21 protein-coding genes are annotated in these 26828 nt (G+C 66.6%); 8 read left to right on the top strand and 13 right to left on the bottom strand.

Features of this window, described 5'->3' with window-relative positions; all coding sequences use genetic code 11:
* Window positions 1-21: 21 nt before the first annotated feature.
* The 3 genes from FBZ88_RS08825 to FBZ88_RS08835 all read left to right on the top strand — a co-directional run bounded on the left by FBZ88_RS08825 (window position 22) and on the right by FBZ88_RS08835 (window position 5813).
* On the top strand, window positions 22-3474 hold the full coding sequence (locus tag FBZ88_RS08825) for a hybrid sensor histidine kinase/response regulator (RefSeq protein WP_145616478.1): 3453 nt from the start codon (window positions 22-24) through the stop codon (window positions 3472-3474).
* Complete coding sequence (locus FBZ88_RS08830) at window positions 3467-4411, top strand: response regulator (protein WP_246138572.1); 945 nt, start codon at window positions 3467-3469, stop codon at window positions 4409-4411. Before FBZ88_RS08825 ends, FBZ88_RS08830 begins: the two co-directional genes overlap by 8 nt.
* A gap of 91 nt (window positions 4412-4502) precedes the next feature.
* Complete coding sequence (locus FBZ88_RS08835; protein ID WP_186464286.1) at window positions 4503-5813, top strand: tetratricopeptide repeat protein; 1311 nt, start codon at window positions 4503-4505, stop codon at window positions 5811-5813.
* A 12-nt stretch (window positions 5814-5825) separates the two neighbouring features.
* On the opposite strand, the gene urtE is transcribed toward FBZ88_RS08835, so the two are convergent.
* The 5 genes from urtE to urtA all read right to left on the bottom strand — a co-directional run bounded on the left by urtE (window position 5826) and on the right by urtA (window position 10744).
* Window positions 5826-6548 (bottom strand): urea ABC transporter ATP-binding subunit UrtE, encoded by a 723-nt coding sequence (gene urtE, locus FBZ88_RS08840; RefSeq protein WP_145616480.1) that lies wholly within the window; start codon window positions 6546-6548, stop codon window positions 5826-5828.
* Entirely contained in the window at window positions 6541-7347 is an 807-nt protein-coding gene (urtD, locus tag FBZ88_RS08845) for an urea ABC transporter ATP-binding protein UrtD (RefSeq protein ID WP_145616481.1), read from the bottom strand. The genes urtE and urtD overlap by 8 nt, the downstream gene beginning before the upstream one ends.
* Window positions 7344-8456, bottom strand: a complete 1113-nt coding sequence (gene urtC / locus FBZ88_RS08850; RefSeq protein ID WP_246138573.1) for an urea ABC transporter permease subunit UrtC — start codon at window positions 8454-8456, stop codon at window positions 7344-7346. The genes urtD and urtC overlap by 4 nt, the downstream gene beginning before the upstream one ends.
* A 22-nt stretch (window positions 8457-8478) precedes the next feature.
* A complete protein-coding gene (gene urtB, locus FBZ88_RS08855) occupies window positions 8479-9387 on the bottom strand; it encodes an urea ABC transporter permease subunit UrtB (RefSeq protein WP_145616482.1) in 909 nt (302 codons plus the stop codon).
* A gap of 151 nt (window positions 9388-9538) precedes the next feature.
* Window positions 9539-10744 carry an urea ABC transporter substrate-binding protein gene (gene urtA / locus FBZ88_RS08860; RefSeq protein ID WP_246138574.1) on the bottom strand — a complete coding sequence of 402 codons (1206 nt, stop codon included), beginning with the start codon at window positions 10742-10744 and terminating at the stop codon, window positions 9539-9541.
* A 345-nt stretch (window positions 10745-11089) separates the two neighbouring features.
* On the opposite strand from urtA, the gene FBZ88_RS08865 reads away from it, so the two are divergent.
* Complete coding sequence (locus FBZ88_RS08865) at window positions 11090-11686, top strand: nitroreductase family protein (RefSeq protein ID WP_145616483.1); 597 nt, start codon at window positions 11090-11092, stop codon at window positions 11684-11686.
* A gap of 237 nt (window positions 11687-11923) precedes the next feature.
* The gene (locus tag FBZ88_RS08870; protein WP_186464288.1) at window positions 11924-13189 is read left to right on the top strand and encodes an MFS transporter; all 1266 of its coding nucleotides are present in this window, start codon (window positions 11924-11926) and stop codon (window positions 13187-13189) included.
* Between the two features lie 66 nt (window positions 13190-13255).
* On the opposite strand, the gene wrbA is transcribed toward FBZ88_RS08870, so the two are convergent.
* Window positions 13256-13858, bottom strand: coding sequence for an NAD(P)H:quinone oxidoreductase (gene wrbA / locus FBZ88_RS08875; protein ID WP_145616485.1), 603 nt, complete (start codon window positions 13856-13858; stop codon window positions 13256-13258).
* 216 nt (window positions 13859-14074) lie between these two features.
* Between wrbA and FBZ88_RS08880 the strand changes: the two genes are divergently transcribed.
* Together FBZ88_RS08880 and FBZ88_RS08885 are read left to right on the top strand one after the other, a co-directional pair.
* Entirely contained in the window at window positions 14075-14932 is an 858-nt protein-coding gene (locus tag FBZ88_RS08880; protein WP_145616486.1) for a TauD/TfdA dioxygenase family protein, read from the top strand.
* A gap of 167 nt (window positions 14933-15099) precedes the next feature.
* Window positions 15100-15978, top strand: a complete 879-nt coding sequence (locus tag FBZ88_RS08885) for an oxidoreductase (protein ID WP_145616487.1) — start codon at window positions 15100-15102, stop codon at window positions 15976-15978.
* A gap of 71 nt (window positions 15979-16049) precedes the next feature.
* On the opposite strand, the gene FBZ88_RS08890 is transcribed toward FBZ88_RS08885, so the two are convergent.
* The 7 genes from FBZ88_RS08890 to FBZ88_RS08920 all read right to left on the bottom strand — a co-directional run bounded on the left by FBZ88_RS08890 (window position 16050) and on the right by FBZ88_RS08920 (window position 25456).
* Complete coding sequence (locus FBZ88_RS08890; RefSeq protein WP_246138575.1) at window positions 16050-16778, bottom strand: cysteine hydrolase family protein; 729 nt, start codon at window positions 16776-16778, stop codon at window positions 16050-16052.
* Window positions 16778-17608, bottom strand: coding sequence for a TauD/TfdA dioxygenase family protein (locus FBZ88_RS08895; protein WP_145616488.1), 831 nt, complete (start codon window positions 17606-17608; stop codon window positions 16778-16780). The genes FBZ88_RS08890 and FBZ88_RS08895 overlap by 1 nt, the downstream gene beginning before the upstream one ends.
* A gap of 6 nt (window positions 17609-17614) precedes the next feature.
* The gene (locus FBZ88_RS08900; protein ID WP_145616489.1) at window positions 17615-18724 is read right to left on the bottom strand and encodes an LLM class flavin-dependent oxidoreductase; all 1110 of its coding nucleotides are present in this window, start codon (window positions 18722-18724) and stop codon (window positions 17615-17617) included.
* Window positions 18725-18742: 18 nt separating this feature from the next.
* The gene (locus FBZ88_RS08905) at window positions 18743-21046 is read right to left on the bottom strand and encodes a TonB-dependent receptor (protein ID WP_246138576.1); all 2304 of its coding nucleotides are present in this window, start codon (window positions 21044-21046) and stop codon (window positions 18743-18745) included.
* Between the two features lie 252 nt (window positions 21047-21298).
* Window positions 21299-22579, bottom strand: coding sequence for an MFS transporter (locus FBZ88_RS08910; RefSeq protein ID WP_186464289.1), 1281 nt, complete (start codon window positions 22577-22579; stop codon window positions 21299-21301).
* 187 nt (window positions 22580-22766) lie between these two features.
* On the bottom strand, window positions 22767-24140 hold the full coding sequence (locus FBZ88_RS08915; protein WP_145616491.1) for an amidohydrolase family protein: 1374 nt from the start codon (window positions 24138-24140) through the stop codon (window positions 22767-22769).
* A 14-nt stretch (window positions 24141-24154) separates the two neighbouring features.
* Window positions 24155-25456, bottom strand: coding sequence for a zinc-binding metallopeptidase family protein (locus tag FBZ88_RS08920; RefSeq protein WP_145616492.1), 1302 nt, complete (start codon window positions 25454-25456; stop codon window positions 24155-24157).
* 274 nt (window positions 25457-25730) lie between these two features.
* Between FBZ88_RS08920 and FBZ88_RS08925 the strand changes: the two genes are divergently transcribed.
* Window positions 25731-26810, top strand: a complete 1080-nt coding sequence (locus tag FBZ88_RS08925; protein WP_145616493.1) for an acetamidase/formamidase family protein — start codon at window positions 25731-25733, stop codon at window positions 26808-26810.
* The last annotated feature ends 18 nt before the right edge of the window (window positions 26811-26828 follow it).

The following is a 26828-nucleotide window of genomic DNA, read 5'->3' on the forward strand; positions in this document are numbered from 1 at the left end:
GCCGCAGTTGAGGCGGGGGGCATGAGCGCGCGGCAGCGGATCGTCAGGGAACGGCGCCAATACAACCAGCTGGCCGCCAGCCAGACGCTGGAGGACTACGCCCTGCGCTTCACCGCCACGCGGGCGCGGCGCTGGTCGTCGTTCCGCGTTGCCAACACCGCCTTCGGCGCCATCAGCTTCCTGGCGTGCGAGGCCATCGGCGGCAGCGCCACCCTGACCTATGGCTACAGCAACGCCAGCGCCGCCATCCTGGCCGTGGCCATCCTGATGTTCCTGGTGGGTCTGCCCATCACCTATTACGCCGCCCGCCATGGCGTGGACATCGACCTGCTGACCCGTGGGGCGGGCTTCGGCTATCTGGGGTCTACCCTCACCTCCCTCATCTACGCCAGTTTCACCTTCCTGCTGTTCTCCATCGAGGCCAGCATCATGTCGGCGGCCCTGCAGATGGCGCTGGGCATCCCGCTGTGGCTGGCCCACATCATCAGTTCCCTGGTGGTCATCCCCATCGCCGTCTATGGCATCCGCCTGATCAGCCGCATGCAGCTGCTGACCCAGCCCCTCTGGCTGGTGCTGCAATTGGCGCCCCTGGCCTATCTGGCGCTGAACCACGGCGCGGACCTGGCCGCCTGGCGGGAATTCCCCGGCGCGCTGGGCCATGCCGACGGCCATATCGACCCGCTGCTGTTCAGCATGGCGGCCAGCATGCTCCTGTCCCTGCTGCCCCAGATCGGGGAGCAGGCGGACTACCTGCGCTTCCTGCCCACCTTGCGCAAGACCGGGCGCTGGGCCTGGTGGACGGCGCTGATCACCACCGGGCCGGGCTGGGTCGCCATGGGCGGGCTGAAGCTGCTGGCCGGATCCTTCCTGGCGGTGGTGGCGTTGCGCCACGGCCTGTCGGCGGAACAGGCCACCCAGCCGACGGAGGTGTTCTACATCGCCTTCCAGGAGATGCTGTCCTCCCCCACCATGGCGCTGGTGCTGACCGGCGTGTTCGTCGTCGTCTGCCAGATCAAGATCAACGTCACCAATGCCTATGCCGGGTCCATCGCCTGGTCCAACTTCTTCTCCCGCCTGACGCACAGCCATCCGGGCCGCGTCGTCTGGCTGGTGTTCAACGTCATCCTGGCCCTGATGCTGATGGAGCTGGGCATCTTCCGGGTGATCGGCGGCATCCTGGGCCTGTACGCCAACTTCGCCGCCGGCTGGATCGGGGCGCTGACCGCGGACCTGGTGGTCAACAAGCCGCTGGGCCTGAGCCCGCCGGGCATCGAGTTCAAGCGCGCCCACCTTTACGACATCAACCCGGTGGGCGTGGGCGCCATGGCCCTGTCGGTCGTGGCCTCCACCCTCGCCTCGCTGGGCGCCTTCGGGCCGCTGCTGGGGCCCCTGCCCCAGGCCATGGCGCCGTTCATCGGCCTGGCCGTGGCCTTCGTCACCGCCCCCCTGATCGCCAAGGCCACCCGGGGCCGCTATTACCTGGCGCGGCCCGACACCGACCTGCCGGCCGATGCGGCGGAGGCCCGCTGCGTCATCTGCGAGAACGTGTTCGAGCGGCGGGACATGGCCTATTGCCCCGCCTATGCCGGGGCCATCTGTTCCCTGTGCTGCACGCTGGAAAGCCGCTGCCACGATCTGTGCAAGAAGCAGAGCCGCATCACAGACCAGCTGGCGCGCCTGATGGAAACCCTGCTGCCCGGCCGCATGGCCGGCGGCGTGCGCACCCGCACCGCCCGTTTCCTGGGCGTCATGGCCGTGTTCACCCTGGTGAACGGCGGCCTGCTGTCCTTCATCGGCATGCAGTATGGCGCCGCGGTACCGGAGGCGCGCGGCGTGGTCGCCACCACCCTGTGGATCGTCTTCTTCGCCCTGCTGATCGTCTCCGGCGTCGCCGCCTGGCTGCTGGTGCTGGCCCTGGAAAGCCGGCGGGTGGCAGAGGAAGAGACGGCGCGCCAGACCGGCATGCTGATGGAAGAGATCGAGGCGCATGAGCGCACCGACGCCGCCTTGCAGAAGGCCAAGGAGGTGGCGGAGGCCGCCAACGTGGCCAAGAGCCGCTACATCATCGGCATCAGCCATGAGATCCGCACGCCGCTGAACGCCATCTTCGGCTATGCCCAGCTGCTGGAACGCGACGCCAGCATCCGCAACCCGGACGGCGTGCGCGTCATCCGCCGCAGTGCGGAGCACCTGTCCAACCTGGTGGACGGCCTGCTGGACATCAGCAAGATCGAAAGCGGCCTGCTGCGCCTGACCCGCGACAAGGTGCGGCTGGTGGAGTTCCTGGACCAGATCGTGGACATGTTCCGCCTGCAGGCCGCCGCCAAGGGCATCCGGTTCCACTACGACCGCCCCGCCTACCTGCCGGCCTTCGTCCATACCGACCAGAAGCGCCTGCGCCAGATCCTGATCAACCTGCTGTCCAACGCCCTGAAATACACGGCCCAGGGCCACGCCACCCTGCGCGTGCGCTATCGCAGCCAGGTGGCGGAGTTCGAGGTGTCGGACACCGGCTTCGGCATCCTGCCGGAGGACAGGGAGCGCATCTTCGAACCGTTCGAGCGGGGGCGGACGGCCAGCGCCCGCGCCGTGCCCGGCACCGGCCTGGGCCTGACCATCACCCGCCTGCTGACCCGCATCATGGGTGGGGAGATCGCCGTCGCCAGCACGCCCGGCCAGGGCAGCACCTTCACCGTGCGCCTGCTGTTGTCGGAGGCGCAGTCCGGCCCGGACGACCCGCCGGCGGCCAGGACCATCCACGGCTATGCCGGCCCGCGCCTGCGCGTGCTGGTGGCCGATGACGACCCCGACCATTTGGCCCTGATCCAGAACCTGCTGCGGCCGCTGGACTTCCTGCTGTTCGCCGCCCGCGACGGGCGGGAATGCGTGGATCTCGCGCGGGAGTGCCGGCCGGACCTGGCCCTGCTGGACATCTCCATGCCCCACATGACGGGGTGGGAGGCGGCGGCGGCCCTGCGCGCCCTGGACCTGCCGCGCCTGAAGATCATGATGGTGTCGGCCAACGCCCACGACTACGCCCCCGGCCGCGCCGCCACAGGCGGGGAGGATGGCGGCAGCGCCGCGCACGACGCCTTCATCATCAAGCCGGTGGACATGGACGTGCTGCTGGAGCGCATCGGCGCGCTGCTGGGCCTGGAATGGCTGTACGCCCCCGCCGCCGCGCCGCCGCCCGCCACGCCCGCCGACGTCGTGCCTGCCCTGGCCCGGCCGCATCTGGAGGCGCTGTGGCAGCTGGGCCGCATCGGCCATGTGCGCGGCATCGAGGCCAAGCTGCGCGAGCTGGAGACGGAGGACGCGGCCACCGCCGCCTTCGCCGCCCAGTTGCGCACCCTGGTGCGCGCCTTCGACCTGAAGCGCTATATGGCGGTGCTGGAGGCGGCACGGACACAGGCGGGAGGGGACAATGACGATACAGGCGATGGACAGGACCGGGTGGAGCATGGCCATGACTGATATGGTCCAGGCCGCCCCCGCCCGCCGCGATACCGTGCTAGTGGTGGACGACACGCCGGAAACCCTGGGCTTCCTGACCGACGCCCTGGACCAGGCGGGCCTGACCGTGCTGGTGGCGACGGATGGCGAAAGCGCCCTGGCCCTGCTGGACCAGGTGACGCCGGACCTGGTGCTGATGGACGCTGTCATGCCCGGGCTGGACGGGTTCGAGACCTGCCGTCGGCTGAAGCACGACCAGGCCCTGGCCCACCTGCCGGTCATCTTCATGACCGGCCTCAGCGAGACGGAGCACGTGGTGCAGGGCCTGCAGGCCGGCGGCGTCGATTATGTCACCAAGCCCATCGTGGTGGATGAGCTGATGGCCCGCATCCGCGTGCACCTGGCCAACGCCCGCGTGGCCTATGGCGCCCAGGTGGCCCTGGACACCACCGGCCGCTATCTGCTGGCGACCGACGGGCGTGGGCTCTTGCGCTGGTGCACGCCCCAGGCCCAGCGCCTGCTGGCGGCCTTCTTCCCCGGGGATGGGCCCGGAGGTGGGGCAGCCGACCGCCTGCCCCCGGCGGTGGCGGAACGCCTGGCCCAGCTGCGCCGCGACGGCGCGCCGTCCATCCTGATCGACGGCCCGGACGCGAACGATACCCGCCGGCTGGAGGTCGCCTACCTCAGCCAGACGGAACCCGACGAGTTCCTGTTCCGCATCAGCGAGACCGGCGCCGGCCGCGAGGAACGCGCCCTGCAACAGGCCCTGGGCCTGACGGCGCGCGAGGCCGAGGTGCTGGTCTGGATCGCCCACGGCAAATCCAACCGCGACATCAGCGACATCCTGGGCATCAGCCCCCGCACGGTGAACAAGCACCTGGAGCAGGTGTTCGTGAAGCTGGGGGTGGAGAACCGGGCGTCCGCCGCCGCCGTGGCAGTGCGAGTGATGGCGGGGTAATTTCACAATCAGGGCAAATTATTTGCAGTTTGCTAATTCAACTAAAAGTATAATATCGAAAGGCCTTGGTCGAGAGCAAAGGGGTATTATGATGACCGACGACAATCATAAAACTAAGATCAATAATAATTCCACCAAAAAGCAAAAGCCAATGAATAGGAAAAATTATCGAGTTTATGTTAAAAAGCATAAATTTTCAGCTAGCATTTTAGCTACAATATTTATATTTATTGTTACAATTTGGCCAGCATTATTGGGGAAGTATATCATAACTGATATTACAATCCCGGAATCTATGATAAAAGACGGTTTTGATCGTCATTTTATAGCACGCTCCATGATGGACAGCATTTTGAGCGAAGAAAGAAAATTAAATACACTTCTGCCCTTAACTCAGGTGAACGCATTAAACCCTGCTTTCCCTAAATTAACACCAAAAATCGGCCCCATATCTGATGATATTTACCAGATAATTTCTCCAATTCTTAACATGATATATGATAAAACTATATCAATCAATATTTTAGAAAAAAACAACGAAATTGGATTCAATATCAGAATCAACAATATTCTAATTTTTAGTCAATATGAACCATATAGGAACAACACAGACCTGACTGATATAATTAATCATGCATCCGCCGAGCTCTTTAATTATATTAATCCTTACGCTAATATTATGCGATTATACAACATGTCAAAATTTGATCAGGCAATTTTAGCTGCCAATGCTATCATCTATAATCCAGAAAGCCACAAAAGCGATATTAAGTACGCTTATAATCTACTCGGGAATATATACCTAAAGATGAATGATCGATATTCCTCAAAAATTAATTTTGAGAAATCAATTAGTATAGATAGCAAATTCAGCGCCCCATACTACAATCTTGGAACCATATTTGATGATGATGGCAACGAAGAAAAAGCCATGGAATATTATAAATCTGCAGCTAAATACGACAACACATATCCTCACCCGCACGACAGGCTTGGCGATATATTTGCAAAAAAGGGCACAAAGGAATTTAACAATAAAGCCGAAGAACAATATAGAATAGCAATATCAATCGCTCCACTTGACCCATACGCCCATAACAATTTAGGAAATATATTTTTTGAGCGTGGGGATCTATTTTCATCACTAGACGAATACATGGTGGCTATTTATGCAGATCCAGATGACAAATATCAATACCTCGCCGCCGCAAGGGTTCTTGCAAATATCGCAAAGGATGAGCAAGGTGATAAACGAAAATATTACGTCCGCGAAGCATGCCAAAAATATGCAAAATCCATAGAGAATCAAGATGATGACGGTGCATCATTATTCGTTATTGAAAGCCGCATGCCAGGGAAAAATTTTACATTAAACTGCAGCAACTTCTCCCTAACGGAATAAATTTTGGAAATCTCAAATATTCACCAGGTGCGCCACCTCGGCCGCCGTCTCCTCTCGCGTGCTGCCGGCGCGGATGATGCGGCCGCGTTGCATGACGCGGTAGCTGTCGGCGAAGGACCAGGCGAAGTCCAGGTACTGCTCCACGATCAGGACGGTGACGCCCAGGTCGGCGCGGATGCGGCGCAGGGCGTCCTCGATCTGCTGGACCACGGAGGGCTGGATGCCTTCCGTCGGTTCGTCCAGCAGGAGCAGGCTGGGCTGGCCGGCCAGGGCGCGGCCGATGGCCAGTTGCTGCTGCTCCCCACCGCTGAGCACGCCGCCCTTGCGGTTGATGATCTGCGCCAGCTTGGGGAACAGGTCGAAGATGTGGTCGGGCACGCCCGCCTTCATGGCCCCGCCGCCGCGGCCGGCCAGGGCGGACAGTCCGGTCTCCAGGTTTTCGCGCACCGTCAGGTGGGGGAAGATGTGGCGGCCCTGGGGAACGTAGCCGATGCCGGCGCGGGCGCGCTGGTGGGGGCCCAGGGCGCTGACGTCGCAGCCTTGGAAGGTCATGCGGCCGGCCGTCAGGCGCTGGGCGCCGATGATGGTCTTCAGCAGGGTGGTCTTGCCCACGCCGTTGCGGCCGATCAGCGCCACGGCGCCGCCGGCCGGCACCGCCAGGTCGATATCCCACAGAACCTGGCTCTGGCCATAGGATGTCGCCGCCCCGGTGAGCGTCAGCAACGGTTCAGCCATGATGGGTATTCTCCTTGGCACGGCCCAGATAGACGGCGGCGACGTCCGCATCGGCGCGGATGGCGGCCACGCTGCCTTCCTTCAGAAACTGGCCCTGGTGCATGACGGTGACGCGGGCGTCCAGTTGCTCCAGGAAACTCATGTCGTGGTCGATGACCAGCACGGTGTGCTGGCCCACCAGGCGGCGGATCAGGGCCGCCGTCTGGCTGGTTTCCGCCGGCCCCATGCCGGCCGTGGGCTCGTCCAGCAGCAGCAGGTCGGCGCGCGTCGCCACCACCATGCCGATCTCCAGCCACTGCTTCTCGCCATGCGCCAGCTGGCCGGCGGGGGCAGCGGCGCGGTCGGCCAGGCCTATGGTCTCCAGGATGTCGGCCACGCGGGCCTTCTCCTCCGCCGCCACGCCGTGGCGGAAGGAGGACCACCAGCGACGGTCGCGCCGGGCGGCGATCATCAGGTTGTCCAGCACCGACAGGCCGGGCAGCACGCCCGGCGTCTGGAACTTGCGGCAGATGCCCCGGCGCACGATCTCATGCTCCGGCAGGTGGGTGATGTCCTGGCCCTTGAAGATCACTCGGCCGCTGGTGGCCCGCACCCGGCCGATGATGGTGTCGCACAGCGTGGACTTGCCCGCGCCGTTCGGGCCGATCAGCACCCGCAGGGTGCCCCGGTCCAGGGTCAGGCTGAAGCCGTTCAGGGCCTTGAAGCCGTCGAAGTCCACGGTCACCCCATCCACCGCCAGCAGCAGGTTGCTGGCGGGGGCGGTGGTGCCGATGTGGGACGCGGGCGCCTGCGCGTTCATTTCGCCTCACCAATGATCAGGGTTTTCAGCCGCTTTCCCCAGCCGGCAGCACCGGCGTCGGTTACCAGGCCGGCCAGGCCGCCGGGCAACAGGGTCACGACCAGCACGAACACCAGGCCCAGGGCGTAGAGCCACAGGTCGGGGAAAGCGCTGCTGACGCCGTCCTTGGCCAAGTTGACGGCCAAGGTGCCGGCGATGGCGCCGGCCAGGCTGTTGCGGCCGCCCACCGCCACCCAGATGACCATCTCGATGGAGGGCACCACGCCCACCAGGGCTGGCGACACCACGCCGGCATGCAGCGTGAACAGCGCGCCGGCCAGGCCGGCCAGCACGGCACCGATGGTGAAGGCCACCACCTTGAACGGCGTGGGGTCATAGCCCAGGAAGCGGATGCGGTTCTCACCATCGCGGATGGCGCGCAGCAGCAGGCCGTAGCGCGACGCCATCAGGGCGCGCAGGGCCACGAACACACCCACCACCAGGGCCAGGGTCAGCCAGTACAGGCCGTGGACGGCCGCCGGCGTGCCCAGATCCACCCCCATCACGGTCTGGAAATCCGTCAGGCCGTTGAAGCCGCCGGTGGAGGGCTGCTGGCTGATCAGCAGGGTGGCGAAGGCGAGCGCCAGCGCCTGGGTGATCAGGGCGAAATAAACGCCGCCCACCCGCCGCCGGAACACCGCCCAGGAGAACAGGGCCGCCAGCGCGCCCGGCACCAGCACCACACCCAGGATGGCCACCAGCGGGCTTTTGAACGGCACCCACCACCACGGCAGGGCGTCCAGGCCGCTCCACACCATGAAGTCGGGCAGGTCGCCATCGGCCAGCGCCGCCAGCTTCATGTGCATGGCGATGGCGTAGCCGCCCAGGCCGAAGAACACACCCTGCCCCAGGCTGAGCACCCCGCCCTGGCCCCACACCAGCACCAACCCCATGGCCAGCAGCGCCATGGCCAGGAAGCGGGCCAGCAGGTTCAGCTCATAGGCCGAAACCAGCCAGGGAGCCAGCACGCCCAGGGCCACCACGGCCAGCGGCACAGCCAAGGAGCGACCGAAGGTGATGCCGGCCAACGGCCCCGACAGCGGCGTATTCTTGCGCAGGCTCATGTCCATGCCGTCCTCCTTCATCTGTTCCTCACGCGTCCAGCGCGCGGGACCGCACGGCCACCACCCCCTGGGGACGGAACTGGATGAACCCGATGACGAACAGCAGCAGCAGCACCTGCGCCAGGCTGACATCCACCAGGATCTGCACCAAGGCCGAGAACAGCCCCACGATCAGCGAGGCGATCGCCGTGCCCTTCAGGCTGCCCAGGCCGCCCAGCACCACCACCAGGAACGCCGGAACGACATAGCTTTGCCCGACATTGGGGGTGACGGGGCCCAGCAGGGCTAGCACCACGCCCGCCAGGCCGGCGATGCCGGTGCCCAGGCAGAACACCGACAGGTCGACCGCCCGCACGTTGATGCCCGCCGCCGCCGCCATGCCCCGGTCCTGGTTCACGGCGCGCACCAGCAGGCCGATGCGCGTGCGCGCCAGCAGCAGGCTCAGCGCGCCCATGACGGCAAAGGCCACGGCCAGGATGAACAGGCGGGTGGCGGGGATGGTCAGGCCCTCCAGCAGGCCGGACTGGACGGTATAGGCGTGGCTCAGCCACTGCGGCGCCCGCACGTCCACGCCGATGGCGCCGAAGATGTTGCGCGCCGCCTGCTGCAGGATGAGGCTGACACCCCAGGTGGCCAGCAGCGTGTCCAGCGGCCGGGCCGACAGCCGCTTGATCAGCGTCGTCTCCAGCACCGCACCCACGGCCGCGGCACCCAGGAAGGCCACCGGCATGGCCACCAGGATGCCCAGGGGGCCCGGCACCACCTGCAGGGTAAGGTAGGCCAGGTAACCGCCCAGCATCAGCATCTCGCCATGGGCCATGTTGATGACGCGCATGAGGCCGAAGCTGAGCGCCAGGCCCAGGGCCGCCAGCACGTACAGCGAGGCGACGCTGAACCCGTTGAAGATCTGCCCAGCGATAAGGGGCCACTCAGCCATTTTTTTCTCCCTCAGACGCCGGGCGGCCACATCCGTGGCCTTGGCTGTCCTCGATTTCCAGTCCGCTGACGCTCCCCGGAAATCTCCGGCGGACACGGTCGCGTCCTATAACGGCAAGGGGAAAGGCCCCTTGCCGTTGGCGCGGTCTGCGTCAGGATGCCGGGCACTTCTTGCCCGGGAAGACCAGCGGGTCGTAAGGGTCGGGGTCGATGGTGCCCTTGGACTGCCAGATGATCTTGAACTGGCCGGTAGGGTCCAACTGGCCGATGTAGCCGGTCTGCACCAGGCTCTGGTTGGCGGCGAACTTGACCTTGCCCATGGCGGTGTCGAGATAGTCCAGCGCCACCGCCGCCGCCCGCACCTTCTCCGGATCGAAGCTGCCGGCCTTCTCCACCGCCGCCTTCCAGGCGTAGACGTCGACATAGCCATGGACCATCGGGTCGGTGACGGCCGCACCGGCGCCGAACTTGGCCTGATAGGCGGCCACGAACTTCTTGTTGGCCGCACCGTCCAGGCTCTGGAAGTAGTTCCAGGCGGCGTAGCTGCCCTCCACCAGGCTGGGGCCCATGGCCACGGCCTCCTGCTCGCCGATGCTGAAGGACATGACGGGCAGCTTGGCCGAGGGCAGGCCGGCGGCCGCCATCTGCTTGAAGAAGCTGACGTTGCTGTCGCCGTTCAGGGTGCTGAAGATGATGTCGGGCTTGGCCGCCTGCACCTTGGCGATGACGGCGCTGAAATCGGTGCCGCCCAGGGGCACGTATTCCTCGCCCGCCACCTTCAGCTTATCGGCGTCGATATGCTTCTTCAGGATCAGGTTGGCGGTGCGGGGAAAGACGTAGTCCGACCCAATGAGGAAATAGCTTTTGTAGCCCTTCTCCACCGCCCATTGCAGGGCCGGCAGGATCTGCTGGTTGGGCTGGGCACCGGAATACATGATGTTGGGCGAGCATTCGTTGCCCTCGAACTGCACCGGGTACCACAGCAGGCTCTTCAGCTTCTGGAACACCGGCAGCATGGCCTTGCGGCTGGCGGAGGTCCATCCGCCGAACACGGTGACCACACCGCCATCCTGGACCAGCTTGGTCGCCTTCTGGGCGAAGATGGCGGGGTCAGACCCGCCGTCCTCCACCACCGCCTCGACCTTCTTGCCCAGCACGCCGCCGCTGGCGTTGATCTCGTCGATGGCCAGGATCTCAGCGTTCTTCACCGTGACCTCGCTGATGGCCATGGTGCCGGTCAGCGACTGCAGCACGCCCACCTTCACCGTGTCGGCGGCCCACGCCGTCGCCGGCGCCGACAGGCTGGTCGCCGCCAGCAGCAGGGCCGCGAGACCGGCCGGCTTGTACATCCCCCTCATCACCATCCCCTTCCCGTTCGCTTTGGTCCGGCGCCGCCTTGGAACACGGCGCTCACGAGGCAAAGGCTAAGGCCGGGGCATGGAACGGGGTATGGGGCGTTTAACGTAGCGGCCCGGGATGAAGGGCCTGGCCGAACGCGGTGTGACCACGGTCCTGGAACTGGGGCACGGCCGGGCCCTGGACGATTTCCATCGCCCGGCCGGCGTGTGGGCATGGCTGAAGGATCACCCGGGCCGGTGTACGGCCAGCGTCGGGCAATGATAAGTCTCCATGGTTCAGCGACTACGCCGGGCGCTTGCGTCCGGCCTCACCTGCGTTTGGCATTGAATGGAGGCTTCCCAGACATGACGACGGACGTTCCGCAGCGCACCGCCGACCACCCCATCGACCCCGACATCCTGGCGCGCTGGTCGCCCCGCGCCTTCGACGGGTCCACGCTGGACGACGCGACGCTGGCCACCCTGTTCGAGGCGGCGCGCTGGGCCCCATCGGCCTTCAACGCCCAGCCCTGGCGCTTCGTTTACGCCCACCGCGGCACCCCGGAATGGGAGGCGCTGCTGTCCGCCCTGGTGCCACGCAACGCCGCCTGGGTGCAGCACGCCTCCGTCCTGCTCTTCGTCCTGTCCGATACCCTGTTCCTGGCGCCCGGCCAGACCGACCCGGTGCCGGCCACGACCAACAGCTTCGATGCCGGCGCCGCCTGGGCCCTTCTGGCCCTGCAGGCGCAGAAGCTGGGACTGCACACCCATGCCATGGCCGGCTTTGACCGGGCGCGGGCCACCGAGGTCACCGGGGCCGGCGACCGCTTCCGCATCGAGGCGGCCGTGGCCATCGGCCGCAAGGGCGACCCGGCCACGCTGCCGGAACCGCTGCGGGCCCGGGAGTTCCCCAGCCCCCGCCGCCCCTTGGCTGAAACCGCCTATCGGGGCCGTCTGCCCTGACCATCGGGGAAGCGGCCGGCACCGCCGCCGCCGCTCCCCCCCCCGCGCTTCCCATTCCCCGCAAGCAAATGCCCAGGCGCCCCTGATCAAGATCGGCGGGCGGCATTTGATATGCTGCACCGCAACGCATAGGCCGTGGCCACCCAGGCGGGGCCGGTAAAAATGCGACGGGCAGTTGGGTCCCGCCGGACCCTGACGGTGCCGATGCCGGCACCCTTCATAAAGGGGAATAGCGCCATGACCGTCCTCGGCCCTGTGGCGGAGCCTGTTCCGGCCGCGCGCATGACGCCGGCCCAGGCCCGCGTCCTGTTCGCCGCCACCATGGGCAATTTCATGAGCGCCACGCCGGTGCTGTACACCGTGTTCGGCATGGTGCTGATCCCCATTTCCCAGGAATTCGGCTGGCCCCGGGCGCAGGTCTCGGGCGTGCTGGGCCTGGCGGCACTCTGCGCGGCGGCGATGGCCTTCGCCACCGGGCCGCTGGTCGACCGTTATGGGCCGCGCCGTCTGATCCTGATGGGCAGCCTGTCGTTCGCGGTGGCGCTGGGCCTGTTCTCCTTGGCGCCGGCCCGGGTGCTGCCGTTCTACGGCCTGTTCCTGCTGGCCGACATCGCCGCCGCCTTCGCCTCGCCCATGACCTACAGCAAGGCGGTGTCCGGCTGGTTCGACCGGGGGCGCGGGGCGGCGCTGGGCTTCGCCGGCGGCGTGGGCAACGGCCTGGGCGCCACGGTCATCCCCATCATCGGTGGTGTGCTGTTGTCGCGTTTCGACTGGCGGGTGACCTATCAGGGCATGGCCCTGATGGTGGGGGCCATCGGCTTCCCCATCCTGCTGCGCTTTCTACGGGACCCGCCGCCCGGCGGCCTGCGGGACGCGGCGCCAGCGCGGGCGGAGAAGGTGGCGGCCCCGGCCAAGGACCTGACCCTGCGCCAAGCCGTCGGCACCCGGGCCTTCTGGATCACGGCCCTGGCCATTGGCCTGTGTGCCGCCTGCATGACGGCGATGTTCACCAACGTCGTGCCGGTGCTGACGGAGCGGGGCTTCGCCCTGGCCGATGGGGTGACGGTGGTGACCGTCTTCGCCCTGGTGTGCGCCGTGGTGCAATGGCTGATGGGCCTGGTGCTGGACCGCATCGCCACGCCGCTGATCCTGGTGCCCTTTTATCTGCTGGGCCTGGGCGGCCTGCTGCTGCTGCAGTACGGGCCCAGCATGCCGTGGCTGGTGGCGGCCGGGGTCATGATGGGCTTGGGCCTGGGCGCGGAGTACAGTGCCCTGCCCTTCCTGGTGTCGCGCTATTTCGGTTTCCGCAGCTATGGCGCCATCGCCGGCGTGCTGTACGGCGGCATCAATGTCGGCATGGGGCTGATCCCCTTCGCCATGAACGGCATCTTCGACGTCTACCGGTCCTACGATCCGGCGCTGCACCTGATCCAGGGCCTGATGCTGGCCGCCACCGCCGCCTTCCTGTTCCTGCCGTCGTACGGCAGGCCGCTCAGGGGCTGACGCGAGACTCCCGGGGCATGAAAAAGGCGGGGCGCGAACCCCGCCTTTTTCATTTCCGCCTATGCCTCAGCCGAACAGCTTGGCCGCCAGCGTGGCGACATGGGCGCCCTGGAAGCTGGCGATGCCCAGTTCCGCTTCCGATGGCTGGCGGGAGCCGTCGCTGGCCGACAGCGTGGTGGCGCCGTAGGGCGTGCCGCCCTGCACCGCGCCCAGCTCACCCAGGCGGGGTTCGGCGTAGGGCACGCCCACCACCACCATGCCGTGGTGTAGCAGGCTGGTGTGAAAGGACAGCAGGGTGCTTTCCTGGCCGCCATGCTGGGTGGCGGTGGAGGCGAAGACGCTGCCGATCTTGCCGATCAGCTTGCCCTGGGCCCACAGGCCGCCCGTCTGGTCCAGGAAGTTGCGCATCTGGGCCGCCATCATGCCGAAGCGGGTGGGCGTGCCGAAAATGATGGCGTCATAGTCCGCCAGCTCTTCCGGGGTGGCGATCGGCGCCTCCTGGTCCAGCTTGGCATAGGCCTTCTCCGCCACGTCACGCGGCATCAGTTCCGGCACGCGCTTCACCACCACCTCGGTGCCGGCCACGGACTTGGCGCCGTCGGCCACGGCGTAGGCCATCTTCTCGACATGGCCCCAGGTGGAATAGTAAAGGACAAGGATCTTGGACATCAACAGTCTCCCAGGCGGGTTAAGGGTGGCCGGCATATGCCATGCCCCCCTTAACCCGCCAAGGCATGGGCCGCCTGAGGCAAGTTCCCGGGCAGTTCTGGACAAGACGGACAGGATGGCCTTCCCTACCCTCACACTCGCGACGGACCTGGTGTCGTGGATGCTGGGACATCCCCATCGGACGGTCCGCGAGACAGGAGTAGTGAGGAGAGGTTAGTGGAAACCCTCGAAGCCCTGCGCACGCGCCCCCTGAAGCCCGGTTTCGGCGCGGAAATTCTGGATGTGGATCTGAAGACGGCGTCGCCGGCGGAAGTGGACCAGGTGGTGGACGCCTTCCACCGCCACGGCGCCATCCTGCTGCGCGGCCAGGATCTGGACCCCGCCGGCCTGAAGGCCTTCCTGGGCCGCTTCGGTCCCCTGGAGGGCCACACCCAGAAGCAGTTCACCCTGCCCGGCCACCCCGAGGTCTACATCCTGTCCAACAAGGTGGTGGACGGTAAGCCCATCGGCGCCCACAACGACGGCGTGGGCTGGCACACCGACTATTCGTACAAGGCCGAGCCGGTGATGTGCACCATGCTGTACGCGGTGGAGGTGCCGGCCGAAGGCTCGGACACCCTGCTGGCGGACCTGTGCGCCGCCTATGACGCCCTGCCGGAGGAGCGGCGGGCCCAGCTGGACGGGCTACAGCTGCACCACAGCTACGAATACTTCATGACCAGCCGCCAGTACCTGCGGGTGGACCAGCTGAGCCCGGAACTGAAGGCTGAAAATCCGGACGTCATCCACCCCCTGATCCGCACCCACCCCGCCGACGGGCGCAAGGCCCTGTGGGTCAGCACCGGCACGGTGAAGGAGGTGGTGGGCATGCCCAACCCCCAGGGGCTGGAACTGCTGGATGAACTGGTGGCGTTCGTGACCCAGGACCGCTTCGTCCATGCCCACAAATGGCAGGTGGGCGACATCCTCATCTGGGACAACCGCTGCACCCTGCACACCGGCACCCTGTACGACGACAAGAAGTATACCCGCCTGATGCACCGCATGTGGGTGAAGGGCGACCGGCCGTTTTAACTTCCCTCAAGCGCCGGGCGGCCACGTCCGTGGCCTTGGCTATCCTCGTTCCGCCCTGCGGTGCTCACTCCGGGGCCGACGGTCGCCTGCGGTTCAGGATGGTTCGATCTCCGAAGACTGGCCGTGGGCGTGGTCCCACGGCCACTTTTTTACCGATGGGGCGTTTGATGACGACGACAAGACCGCGCAACTGGCTGATCACCGGCGTCAGTTCGGGCTTCGGCCGGGCGCTGGCCCAGGCGGCGCTGGCCCGGGGCGATCGGGTTTGGGGTACCGTGCGGAGCGAGGCCGACGCCGACGCCTTCCGCGCCCTGGCGCCGGACCTGGCCCGCGCGCCCATCCTGGACGTGACGGACGAGACGGCGGCGCACCGCGTGGCCGCGGCGGTGGAGGCCGACAGCGGGGGCATTGACGGGGGCGGCATCGACATCCTGGTCAACAACGCCGGCTATGGCCTGGTCGGCGGCGTGGAGGAAACCAGCCTGGCCGACGCCCGCACCCAGTTCGAGGTCAACGTCTTCGGCGCGCTGGCGATGATGCAGGCGGTGCTGCCCTACATGCGCGGCCGCCGCGCCGGGCATATCGTCAACATCACCTCCGTCTCCGGCCTGGTGGGCTGGCCCAGCCTGGGCCTGTACTCCGGCAGCAAGTTCGCGCTGGAGGGCATCACCGAGACGCTGGCGCAGGAGGTGGCACCCCTGGGCATCAAGGTGACCATGGTGGAGCCCGGCGGCTTCCGCACCGACTTCGCCGGCCGCTCGCGCAAGCGCAGCGAGGCGGGCACGGACCGCCCCGACCTGGCCGCCGACTACGACGCCACCGTTGGGGAATGCAAGCGCATCCTGGCCAGCCATGCCGGCCAGGAGCGGGGTGACCCCGCCCGCGCGGCGCTGGCCATCCTGAAGGCCCTGGACGCGGAAACGCCACCCCTGCGCCTGTTGTTGGGCGAGGACGCCGTGGGCTACGCGACCATGAAGCTGACCGGCCAACTGGCCGATATCGAGGCCTGGCGGGCCGTGTCGGTGGACACCGATTTCCAGGCGTGATGCCACGACGGAAGCCAAGCGCGTTCAACCGCGAACGCGCTTGGCTCCAGCCCCTTGTTCAATGGGAGGCGTCACGCCTCGACACGTGCCTGGCCCCAGACCGCCGCCACGTCCCCGCTTTCCACCAGCAGGGCGCAGTTCTTGGACAGGGCGTGCAGGGCGCCCCAGTGCAGGGCCGGCTCGTACGCCGCGCAGGCGTCGGCCACGATGAAGACGTGGAAGTCGCGATGGAACGCATCGCGCACCGTGCAGTCGATGCAGCATTCGGTGGTGAAGCCGCAGACCACCAGGGTGTCGATGCCCTGGGCCCGCAGCCGCGCCTCGAAATCCGTGCCGGCGAAGGCGGAGAACAGCACCTTCTCCACCTCCATCTCCCCGTTCTCCGGCGCCACGCCGTAATAGTCGGCACCGGGGGTGCCGGCGCGGCAGATGCCCACCGCCTCCGCCGGCCAGCCGCGCCGCTCATAAAGGGCCTTCAGGGCCGCGCCGTCCGTTTTCGGCCGGGTGATCACGCGGATGAAGACGGGAGGCACGCCGGCGGCGCGGGCGGCGGCCAGCAGCGGGCGGATGCGGTCCAGCGTCGGCTCGACCACGCCCAGATCCAGGCCCGCCTGGCCGATGGCGCCTTCGGGCGCGATGAAGTCCACCTGCGGATCGATGACCAGCAGGGCCGTGCGGTCCGGCCGGATCATGGGCGGCAGCGCCGCCGCGGGCACCGGTGGGTCCAGCGTCAGGGTGACGGTCACGGCCCCAACTGGGACGCCCTTTGCCGGCACGCCCTCTTTCGGAATGGTCGGCATCAGTAGGGCCTGTCCCCGGCGACGGTGACACGGAAGCCGGAACGGACGTTGGGAAAGTAATCCCACACCGCCAGATGCTGCACGGCGCGGTTGTCCCAGAAGGCCACGGAATGGGGTTCCCAGCGGAAGCGGATCTGGAAGTTCGGGTTCTTCACATGGTCGAACAGCAGGCCCAGCACGGCCTTGCTCTCCTCCTCCGGCACACCCTCGATGCGAGTGGTGTAGGAGGAGTTCACGAACAGGCACTTGCGCCCCGTCACCGGGTGGGTGCGCACCACCGGGTGGCTGTTGCAGGGGTAGCGCTTGTCGTAATCCTTGAACAGCGCGTGATAGACGGGGTTGGCGTCATGCACCGCCGTCAGGCCGTCCAGATAGGCCTTCATGCGGTCCGACAGCGCGTCGTAGGCGGCATACATGCTGGAGAAGCAGGTGTCGCCTCCGACCGGCGGCAGCGTGTGGATGTAGAGAATGCTGCCCAGCGGCGGCTCCGCATCGCAACTGAGGTCGCTGTGCCAGTTCTCCCCCGCCACGTACTTGGAATTGGCGTCCGCGTGGATGGCCACGATCTCCGGATGGCCGTCGATGCCGGCCACGGCGGAATGGATGGCGAGGCGGCCGAAGTGCCGGCCGAAGGCCTTGTGCGCGTCATGCGTCAGGGCCTGCTGGTCGCGGAAGAAGATGACCTGGTAACGGGCGAAGGCGTCCTTCACCTCTGCCACCTGCAGGTCCGTCAGCGGCTGCGACAGGTCGATGCCCAGCAGTTCCGCCCCTAGCGCCACGGCGCTGGGCTTCACGCGGAAGCTCTGATACTCGCGGATGCCGTTGTCCATGGCGCGTCACACCTTAGCGGGAAAAGCCTCACGGATGGCCGGCAGCACCTCTTGGGCGAAGCGCGGCACACCGGTGATGTAGTCGGGGAAGATCAGCATCATGCCATCCAGGTCGCAGCCGCCCAGCATGTCGATCAGCTTGGCGGCGATCGTCGCGGGCGCGCCCACCAGATGGCTGGACATGAAGCCGGACTTGGCCTTGGTGGTGAAGTCGTTCTGGCGTCCGATCTCCACGTCCAGGAAGCCGTAAGCCTTCATCATGCCGCGCCAGGCGCCCTCGTCGAAGCCCTCGACATACCGGGCGGCCAGGGCCTCGGCCTCCGCATCGGTGTCGCCCAGCACTAAGGTCATCATGGAATAGGTCTTGATGGCGCGTCCGGCCTCTTTCGCCATGGCTTTGGCCATGCCGCTGTTCCTGGCCAGTTCCTCCTTGCTGGAACCGGACAGGAAGATGGCGTCCATCTCATTGATGGTGAAGGCCATGCCCCGCTTGCTGGACCCGGCGCAGACCAGGAAGGGCCGGGAGAACGGCTTGGGATCGGACTGGCAGTCCGTCAGGGTCACGTACTTGCCCTGGTAATCGACCGTATCCTCGGTCCACAGCCGCTTGATGGCGTGCACCCACTCCTCGGCGAAGGTGTAGCGCTCGTCATGGTCCAGCTCATCCCGCCAGGCGCCCATCTGCTCGAACTCGCCCTTGTACGAGCCGTTGACGACGTTCAGGCCGGCGCGGCCCTGGCTGATGTGGTCCAGGGTCATGATCATCTTGGCAGTCACGGCCGGATTCTGCAGCAGGGTGTGGACGGTGGCCCACACCTTGACCTCCTTCGTCACCTCCGCCAAACCCGCCATCATCATCTGGCTTTCCATGGCGTAGCGCCAATGCTCGGTCGCGCCGCCGTAGCCGCGCCACTTGGCCATGGCCATGATGAAGTCATAGCCGGCACCGTCGGCCAGCTGGGCCACCTGGCGGTTGTAAGCGTAGGAGCCGTCGATGCGCGGGGCCGAGGAGGACAGGATCCAGCCGCCGTTGGCGATGGGCAGGAAGATGCCCAGGTCCTTGCCGCCCGCATCGGAGGGCAAGGGCGCGCGCTTCAGTTCGGTCGTCTGCGTCATGATGGAACCAGGCCTCCCTTAGAACGAGTAATTGACGCTGAACAGCATCTGGCGCGGTGGAATGTACTGGTTGCTGACCACGCCGCTGCCGTAAGGGTCGGTGTAGCGCCCAGAGATACCGGCCCGGTCCAGCAGGTTGGTGACGGTGAAGGTGGCCCGCCACGGCCCGCTTTGCGGGGTGTATTCGAAGAACAGGTTCACCTGGCTGTACGACGGCACGTGATCGGTCCCGGCCTCGTTGAACACCCGCGCCTGGTAGTCGCTGCGGAACAGCAGCTCGGCCCGCGACACCAGGGTACCGTATGCGCCCAGGGTTTGCTGCCAGCTGGCGTTGACCCCGCCGGCGGCACCCGGCATGTCGGGCGGGGTGTTGCCCTTGACGTTGATGGACTGGGCGGCACGGATGGCGAACCACTGAGCACTATAAGGATATGTCACGCCGGCGGCCACGGCCTTGGCGGCGGCGGCATCGGCCAGGCGGCGGTCCAGCGCCAGGTAGCTGTCGGGGATCTCGCCATCCATCAGGGTCAGGTTGGCGCCCAGCTCCAGCCGGTTGTCCAGCAGGCGGTACTTCGCCTCAACCTCCGCACCCCACATGTTCACCTGGGGGATGTTGCCGATGCCGCCGCTGTAGGGCACCGGATCCTCCTCAATGTACTGCATGTTATTGTACTTGGAGTAGAAGGCCGACAGGTTGACGTTCAGGTGGTTGGCCAGGAAGCGGTTCTTGGACCCCAGCTCGAAGCTATCCACCGTTTCCTTGTCATAGCTGCCGGAGACGACCATGGCGCTGCTGGTGCCGGTGTTGACGCCGCCGGGCTTATAGCCGCGCGACCAGCTGGCATAGACCATGTTGTCCGGCGTCAGGTCGAAGTCGGTCTCAGCCTTGCCGGTCAGGGCGTAGACGTTGGTGGAGCGGGGCGACGGCTTGCCATAGTAGTCGGAGCCCCAGCCGTCATACTGATCGACATTGTAGCGCACGCCGCCGGTGAGGCGCAGGCGGTCGGTCAGGTGATAGGTCGCCTGTACGAAGGGCGCCACGCTGTCGCGGTCCACCGACGACAGGTTCTCATAGCTGAGGTTGGCCGGCAGGGCGGCGGGCGAGGTGTTGGTGGGCAGCACCGGCGTCGGATCGCTGCCGTTGGTGCCCTTGTATTCCACCACGTACTGGCTGCTGTGGGAATGCATGTAGAAGACGCCGGCGATCCAGTCCAGGTCGGTCCCGGGATTGGAGCTGAGCGTCACCTCCTCCATGATCGCGCGGCTCTTGGTGTTCCAGGCCGCCACGGTGTCATAGCCGCCGAACAGCGCCACGGTGCTGCGATCGCTGTCGAACGACTGCTTGGCATCCATGTACTGATAGCTGCTGATGGACTTCAGGTTGGCGAACGGCAGGGAGTAGTTGACCGTCAGCGTGTCGACATCCATGGCCAGCTTGAACTTGGCCGGATAGTCCTGCGTCACCTGGCGCGGGTCGCTGTTGGGATCGTCCAGCGCCTTCAGGGCGGCCCCATGATGGTCGTCGTCGAAATGCTGGCCCGTCAGGGTGACGGTCAGGTTGTCGGTCGGCTGCCACAGGCCCGACAGCTTGTAGTTCACGTTGTTGGCGTCATCCAGGTCATAGCCGCCGGGCACGCCCGTGGCGGTGGAATAGCCGTCGTGGCTGGTCTTCTGCACCACGGCGCGGATGGCGGCCGTGTCGCCCACCGGCACGTTCAGCGCGGCCTTGCCCATGGCGTAGCTGTAGTTGCCGAAGGTGGCGGTCGCGTCGCCGGACAGCTTGCCCAGTTCCGGCTGCTTGCTGATGACGTTGATGGCGCCGCCGGTGGAGCTTTGCCCGAACACGGTGCCCTGCGGTCCGCGCAGCACCTCGACATGGTCCACGTCCAGGAAGCCCAGGTTGAGCGCGATGTTGTTGGGGATGTAGACGTTATCGATATGGAAGGAGACGCCCGGCTGGGTGAAGAAGTTCTCCGGCGTCTGCGAGCCTACGCCGCGGATGGAGACGATGACCTCAGACCCGCCGCTGGGGGTGATCTGCAGGCCCGGGACATAGCCGTTCAGGCCCAGCGGCCCCGTGACATTACCCTTTTCCAGCGTGTCGGCGGAAACGGCGGTGACGGACAGCGCGGCCTTCTGCAGGTCGACCTGACGCTTCTCCGCCGTGACGATGATGGGCTCCAGCGCGTCCAGGTCGGCATCGGCGGCACCGGCCGGCGCGTCCACGGGGGCCGGCGGAGTTTGGGCGTAGGCGGAGGCGGCCGTCATCATCGCGGCCGCCAGGAATCCTTGCCAATAGCGCAGCTTCACATCTCTCAACATGCCCGACCCCCATTCTTTGGTAGATGACGATGTGCATCGTCTTGAGGTCAAGCATGCGGGCATCCCGCGAAGTATTCTTGTTATAGGACGCCCGGGAATTTGCCTGAATTCACCATTCCCCATGCCCACCATGCACCCCTGCCACAGTCCATTATTTTGCTTTTACCGCCAGACGCGCGGGCACCACCCGCAGCCCTTGCCACGGGTGGTGCCCACGTCGCCAGATTTAATGTTGTTATTCTTTAAACGTGTTCAGCTTGCGGGCACTTGGGCGACGGCGCCCTGGGACCCGTCATCCGGCGCGGCCGCGCGCCGGGCGAAAGGGCTGGCGCCGGCCAGCATCGGCCGCCCCAGCAGCATCAGGGGCACGATGGCCGCCACCATCAGCACGGCATAAAGATAGAAGATGGGGGCGAAGGTGCCGATCTGGTCGGCGATCGCGCCGGCCGCCACCGGCCCCGCCGCCGCCACGGTGGTGATGGTCCACACCATGCCCAGTACCTGGGACCCGATGTCCTTGCCGAAATATTCCAGCAGCAGGACGCTGGCGGCCAGGTAGGCCACACCCCAGCCGATGCCGAAGGCCAGCGCGAAGGCGCCGATGCCGACCAGCGTGCCGGCATGGGCGAAAAGGGCGATGCCCACCACCTGCAGCGCCAGGCCCAGGACCAGCAGCCGCCGGGTGGACATGATCTCGCACAGCGGACCGGCCACGCCCTTGGCCACCGTCATGACCAGGGCCATGGCAGCCAGCGCGAAAGCCGCCGTGTCGGGCGCCACGCCCAGGATGCCCAGATGGTTCAGCGCCACGCTGTTGATGGTGGTGACGCAGGCCATGGTCATGGTCATGGAGGCGGCAACGGCCAGGAACTGCGGCGTGGCGATGGCGCTGCGGTAGGTCCAGCCCGTCGCGGTCATTTCGGCCGGCCCCGCAGGCGCCCCTTCGGCATCCGCCGGCGGCTCGGCCTCGATGGCGCGGTCACGCAGGAACAGCAGGTTGACCAGGGTGACGGCCACGGCGACACCGGCCATCTCCATCCAGTAGACGCGCCAGTCCGCGCTGAACGCGACGATGGCGCGGGCCAGTGGGGGACCCACCACGCCGCCAAAGGCGCCGATCATGAGGTAGAGGCCAATCATGCGGGCCGAGCGGCGCGGGAACCAGCAGGCGATGGTGTAGATGGCCGGCACGTTGCCGGTCAGCGAATAGCCCAGGCCCAGCAGCAGCATGGCCGCGTAGAAGGCCAGCAGGCCGTGGGTGTACGAGGCCAGCATATAAGCCGCCACCAGCACCAGCCCACCCAGGGCCATGGTGTAGCGGGGGCCGATGCGCTTCATCAGCGTGGTGGGGAAGACGCTGGACAGGCCGCAGGCGATGCCCAGCAGGGAGAAGCTGAAACCGGCCGCCTTGAAGGACCAGTGCAGTTCGCCGACCATGGTGTAGAGCACCACGCCCAGCGAGGCGAACGTCGCGGCGTTGAGGAAAAAGAAGCTCAACGACACCGCCGCCAAGACCAACCACTCTCGCCGCATCAGGAAACTCCCGGGCTCATGGGTGTAAGTCATCACCGAAACGCTATCAGCCGATGCGGTCGCCGCGCTTGCCAACAGGCGAACAAATTCATGCCGAAAACGTTCGCCCACTGTGATGATAGGCACACTTAACGGTTCTATCGCCTAAAAAAACAGCGATCTTAAATTTGCCCAATAATTAACCAAATCAGCATACGGGCCACACCGGGCGCGGGGCCAGTCCGGCGCGGGCCAACAGCGCGGCCTGGGACGCGCGCGCCTGCCGCCGCAGGGCGTCCTCATCCACCGTCAGGCAGCGCCCGTCCCGCACGACGATACGGCCGTCGACCACCACGTCGCGGACCGACCGGCCGTCGGTGCCCCACACCAGGTGCAGGGCGGGATCGCCCGCCACCAGGAACGGGGCGGAATGGGGGTCGTGCACCACTAGGTCGGCCCGCTTGCCCACCTCCAGCGAGCCGATGCGGTCGGCCATGCCGACGGCCCGCGCTCCGTCGATGGTGGCCAGGGCGAAGGCCGTATCGGCTCCGAAACGATGGGCGTCCAGGCTCATGTCCCGGGCCAGGCCGGCGGCCAGGGCGGCGGCCCGGTGGATGTCCGGCAGGTCGCCGGCGTTGGGCGCGTCACAACCCAGCGCCACCCGCCCGCCGCGCAAGACCATCTCCGCATGGCGCCCAGCCCGGCTGACACCCTGGGCCAGGCGCAGGTAGGCCCAGGGGCAATAGGCCACCGCCGTGTCGCTGGCCAGCAGGGCGTCCATCTCGGCATCGTCCAGCCAGACGGCATGGGACAGCAGCAGGTGCGGACCCAGCACGCCCAGGTCGGCCAGGTGCAGCAGCGGCCGCCGCCCCGACCGGCGCAGATAGGCCGTCACGTCGGCCTCGGTGGGGGAGATGTGCATGGTCATGCCCGCGCCCCGCCGGCGCGCCAGCTCGGCGGCGCCGGCCAGCAGGGCGTCGCTGGCGAGGTCATGCCCCACCAGGGTCACCCACCCCTCCACCAGCCCGCCTTTCGGCAGGCCATCCAATACGGCCGCCTGGCGGGCCAGCACCTCATCCGTCGGCGCGGCGTAGGGGGCGTCGGAAACGTCCCAGCCCCAGCAGCCCACCGCCGCCCGAATCCCGGCGCGGGCCAAGCCGGCAGCCACGCGGAAGGGATGGGCCACGGTGCCGGCCTCTATCAGCGTGGTGGTGCCGTATTTCAGGGATTCCACGGCGGTGAGCGTGGCTGACAGCTCATCATCATCGGCGGTGTGCGCGCCGTGAATGGGCACCGCCCAGCCGAAGATGGATTCGTCCGACGACTGCCGGTCCGGGATCAGGCTGCGCACCAGCGGATCGCCCGTCAGGTGCTGGTGAGCGTTGATCAGGCCGGGCGTGATCAGGCCGCCGCCGGCATCCAGCACCGGGGCCGCCGGCCAGCGCGCCCGCAGCGCCTCGGCCTTGCCCACCGCGATGATCCCGCCGTCGGCGATGGCTACCCCGCCCTGGCGCCAGACCGTGCGGCTGGCATCCATGGTGACGACGTCGCCGCCCAGCACCAGCAGATCCGGCACCGGCATGCCGGCATCCCGCCTCACGGCGCCCGGCCGCACAGCGCCAACGCCGCCATGGCGTACAGGCGCGTGCAGTCCACCAGGTCGTCGATGCTGGGCCGCCAGCGGCGCGGCCCCATGGTCACGGACGGGATGCGGTTCATGTTGAAGACGTTGTGGTCGCGCCACATGCTGGAATAGACGGAATTGCTGATGGGCTGCGGCCCGCCCCGCACGCGGCCATGGGCATGGTCCAAAGCCATCTGCAGCGGCCGGACCGCCACCGGGTCGGCGGTGAAGCCGTGACGCACGGTGTAGGGCTGGATTTTGACGTCGCCGAAGCCGGCCTCGCGGAAGGCGCGCTTCAGGTCGCGGTCCACGGCGGCGATGGTCTGCACCGGGGTCAACGCCACCTGGACGTAGACGTTGCACACCTCGCTCGCCGCCCCCATGGCCTGCGGCGTGCCGCCCCGGATGGCGCCGATCTGCACCTTGGGCACGGCGGTGCCGCCCGGCCCCTCGTACCGGTGCTTGACCTCATACTCCCGCGCCCAGCGCTGGATGATCTCGATGGCCGGCGCCACCTTGACCAGGGGGCTGGGATGGTCGGCCAGGGCCTCGGGATGGGTCAGCAGGGGCGTGAACACCCCCTGGCCATAAATCGTGACGCGGAAGTCGGCATAGCCGCACGCCGTCCAGTTGACACCGAAGTCCGTGCCCTCGGCCGAGATGACGTAGTCCGGTGCCACCCCACCGTGGGACATCAGGTAGCAGGCGCCCAGCTCCTTGCCCAGATAGTCGACGCCGCCCCGCTCCTCCGCCGGTTCGGGGCCGATCTCGCCCGGGCAGGCCGTCAGGTATAGGAGGCCGCTGAGGTCGATACCCGCCTTCTTCAGGGCCTTGGCCGCCATCAGGAAGCAGGCCATGGGGCCGCGGTCGTTGCCCACGGCATGACCGAAGAAGGTCTCCCCCTCCAGCCAGGCACCCAGCCATTGCGGGTCCGCCACCGTTTCCGGGCGATAGGTGTACCGGTCCGTTTCATCATAAAACGGGCTTTCGGTGTCGAGGTGGCTGGTGAACAGCAGGTTGGGTCCGTCCCCCTTGCCGCCATAGGTGCCGATGACGTTGAAGCGGTGCTCCAGCAGCCCGGCCTTGCGCGGGGCGAAGCCGTTCTCCGCCATCCAGCCGTGGACGAACTCGCCGGCCCGGCGTTCCTGGCGCATGGGCGAGGGAATGCCGCACAGGTCCAGCACCAGCTTCACCAGCTCGTCCCGGTCGATGGCCTTGGTGATGGCGGCGGCCTCTTCATCGGAAACCACCAGCGCCGTGTCATGCGTCGTCATGCCCTATCCCCTGCCCCATGCTTTGCCTGGATGCGTTACTGGGCCCCGCCCCTGTGCGCGGGTGCCGTCAGGGGATCATAGGCGGCCCTGTTCCCCCCGCTCTTGCCGATTAACGCATGAAAGCTTGCCCGGGCGGAACCGTGGGGCGGCGACGGCGTGCTGGCGAAAGCGGCCATGCGCGTGCAGGCAAGATCGCCGCACCGGGCGGCCCTAAGGTTTTCCCCATGAGGGCGCCCCCGGCGGGGCCGCCCGGACGCTTGAACCAGGGGGACACATGACCGTTCAATTGGATCGCGCCGCTGCGGCGGAACGGCACAAGATCCGGCCGACGCTGCACCTGTTGCCGGCCACGCCGCGCACCGTGCATTGGGGCTATTTCACCCCCGACCAAGCGCCGGCCCTGACGGTCAAGAGCGGTGACATCATCCAGGCGGAGGCGATCACCCACCACGCCGGCGACGCCCCGGACCTGATGATGGACGAGGCGGTGGCCCGCATCTTCAAGGAAATCCCGGAGGCTGACCGCAACCCGGGCGTCCATATCATGACCGGCCCCATTTATGTCGAGGGCGCCAAGCCCGGCGACATGCTGGAGGTCCACTACCTGAAGATGACGCCCCGCACCCGCTACGGTTCCAATCTGGCGGCCAACTGGGGCCATCTGTTCAAGGAAATGGGGGAGAAGGAGCGGGTGACGATCTATGAGATCGACGCCATGAGCCAGCAGGCCCACGCCCTCTACGCCTATGACTTTCCCGGCCGCTACGACGTGCCGGGCAAGATCACCAACTGCCCGGAATGCGACCGGCAGAAGGCCCTGCCCGGCGTGCGCGTGCCGGTACGCCCGCACTTGGGCACGGCCGGCGTGGCACCGGACGTGGCCGGCCGGGTCAGCACCATCCCGCCCGGCCTGCACGGCGGCAACATCGACAACTGGCGCATCGGCGCCGGCGCCACGATGTACTATCCCGTCCAGGTCGATGGCGCGCTGTTCTCCATCGGCGACCCGCACGTCTCGCAGGGCGATGGCGAGTTGAGCGGGACCGCCATCGAGGCGTCGCTGAACGTCATGTTCCAGGTCTTCCTGCGCAAGGACTTCCGCTTCCCCTCTCCGCTGCTGGAAACGCCGGACTGCTGGATCGTCCACGGCTTCGACCCCGACCTGAACGTGGCCATGCGCAACGCCTCGGTCGACATGCTGAAGCTGCTGACCGAGCAGCAGAACCTGAGCCGCGACGACGCCTATTCGCTGATGAGCATCGCGGCCGACTTTGGCGTTACTCAGGTGGTGGACGGCACCCAGGGCATCCATGTGCGCATTCCCCGCGGCGTGTTCCCGCCGCGCGAGGACTGACGCCGCGACGATCAGACA

Source organism: Nitrospirillum bahiense, assembly GCF_007828025.1.
GTDB lineage: Bacteria > Pseudomonadota > Alphaproteobacteria > Azospirillales > Azospirillaceae > Nitrospirillum > Nitrospirillum amazonense.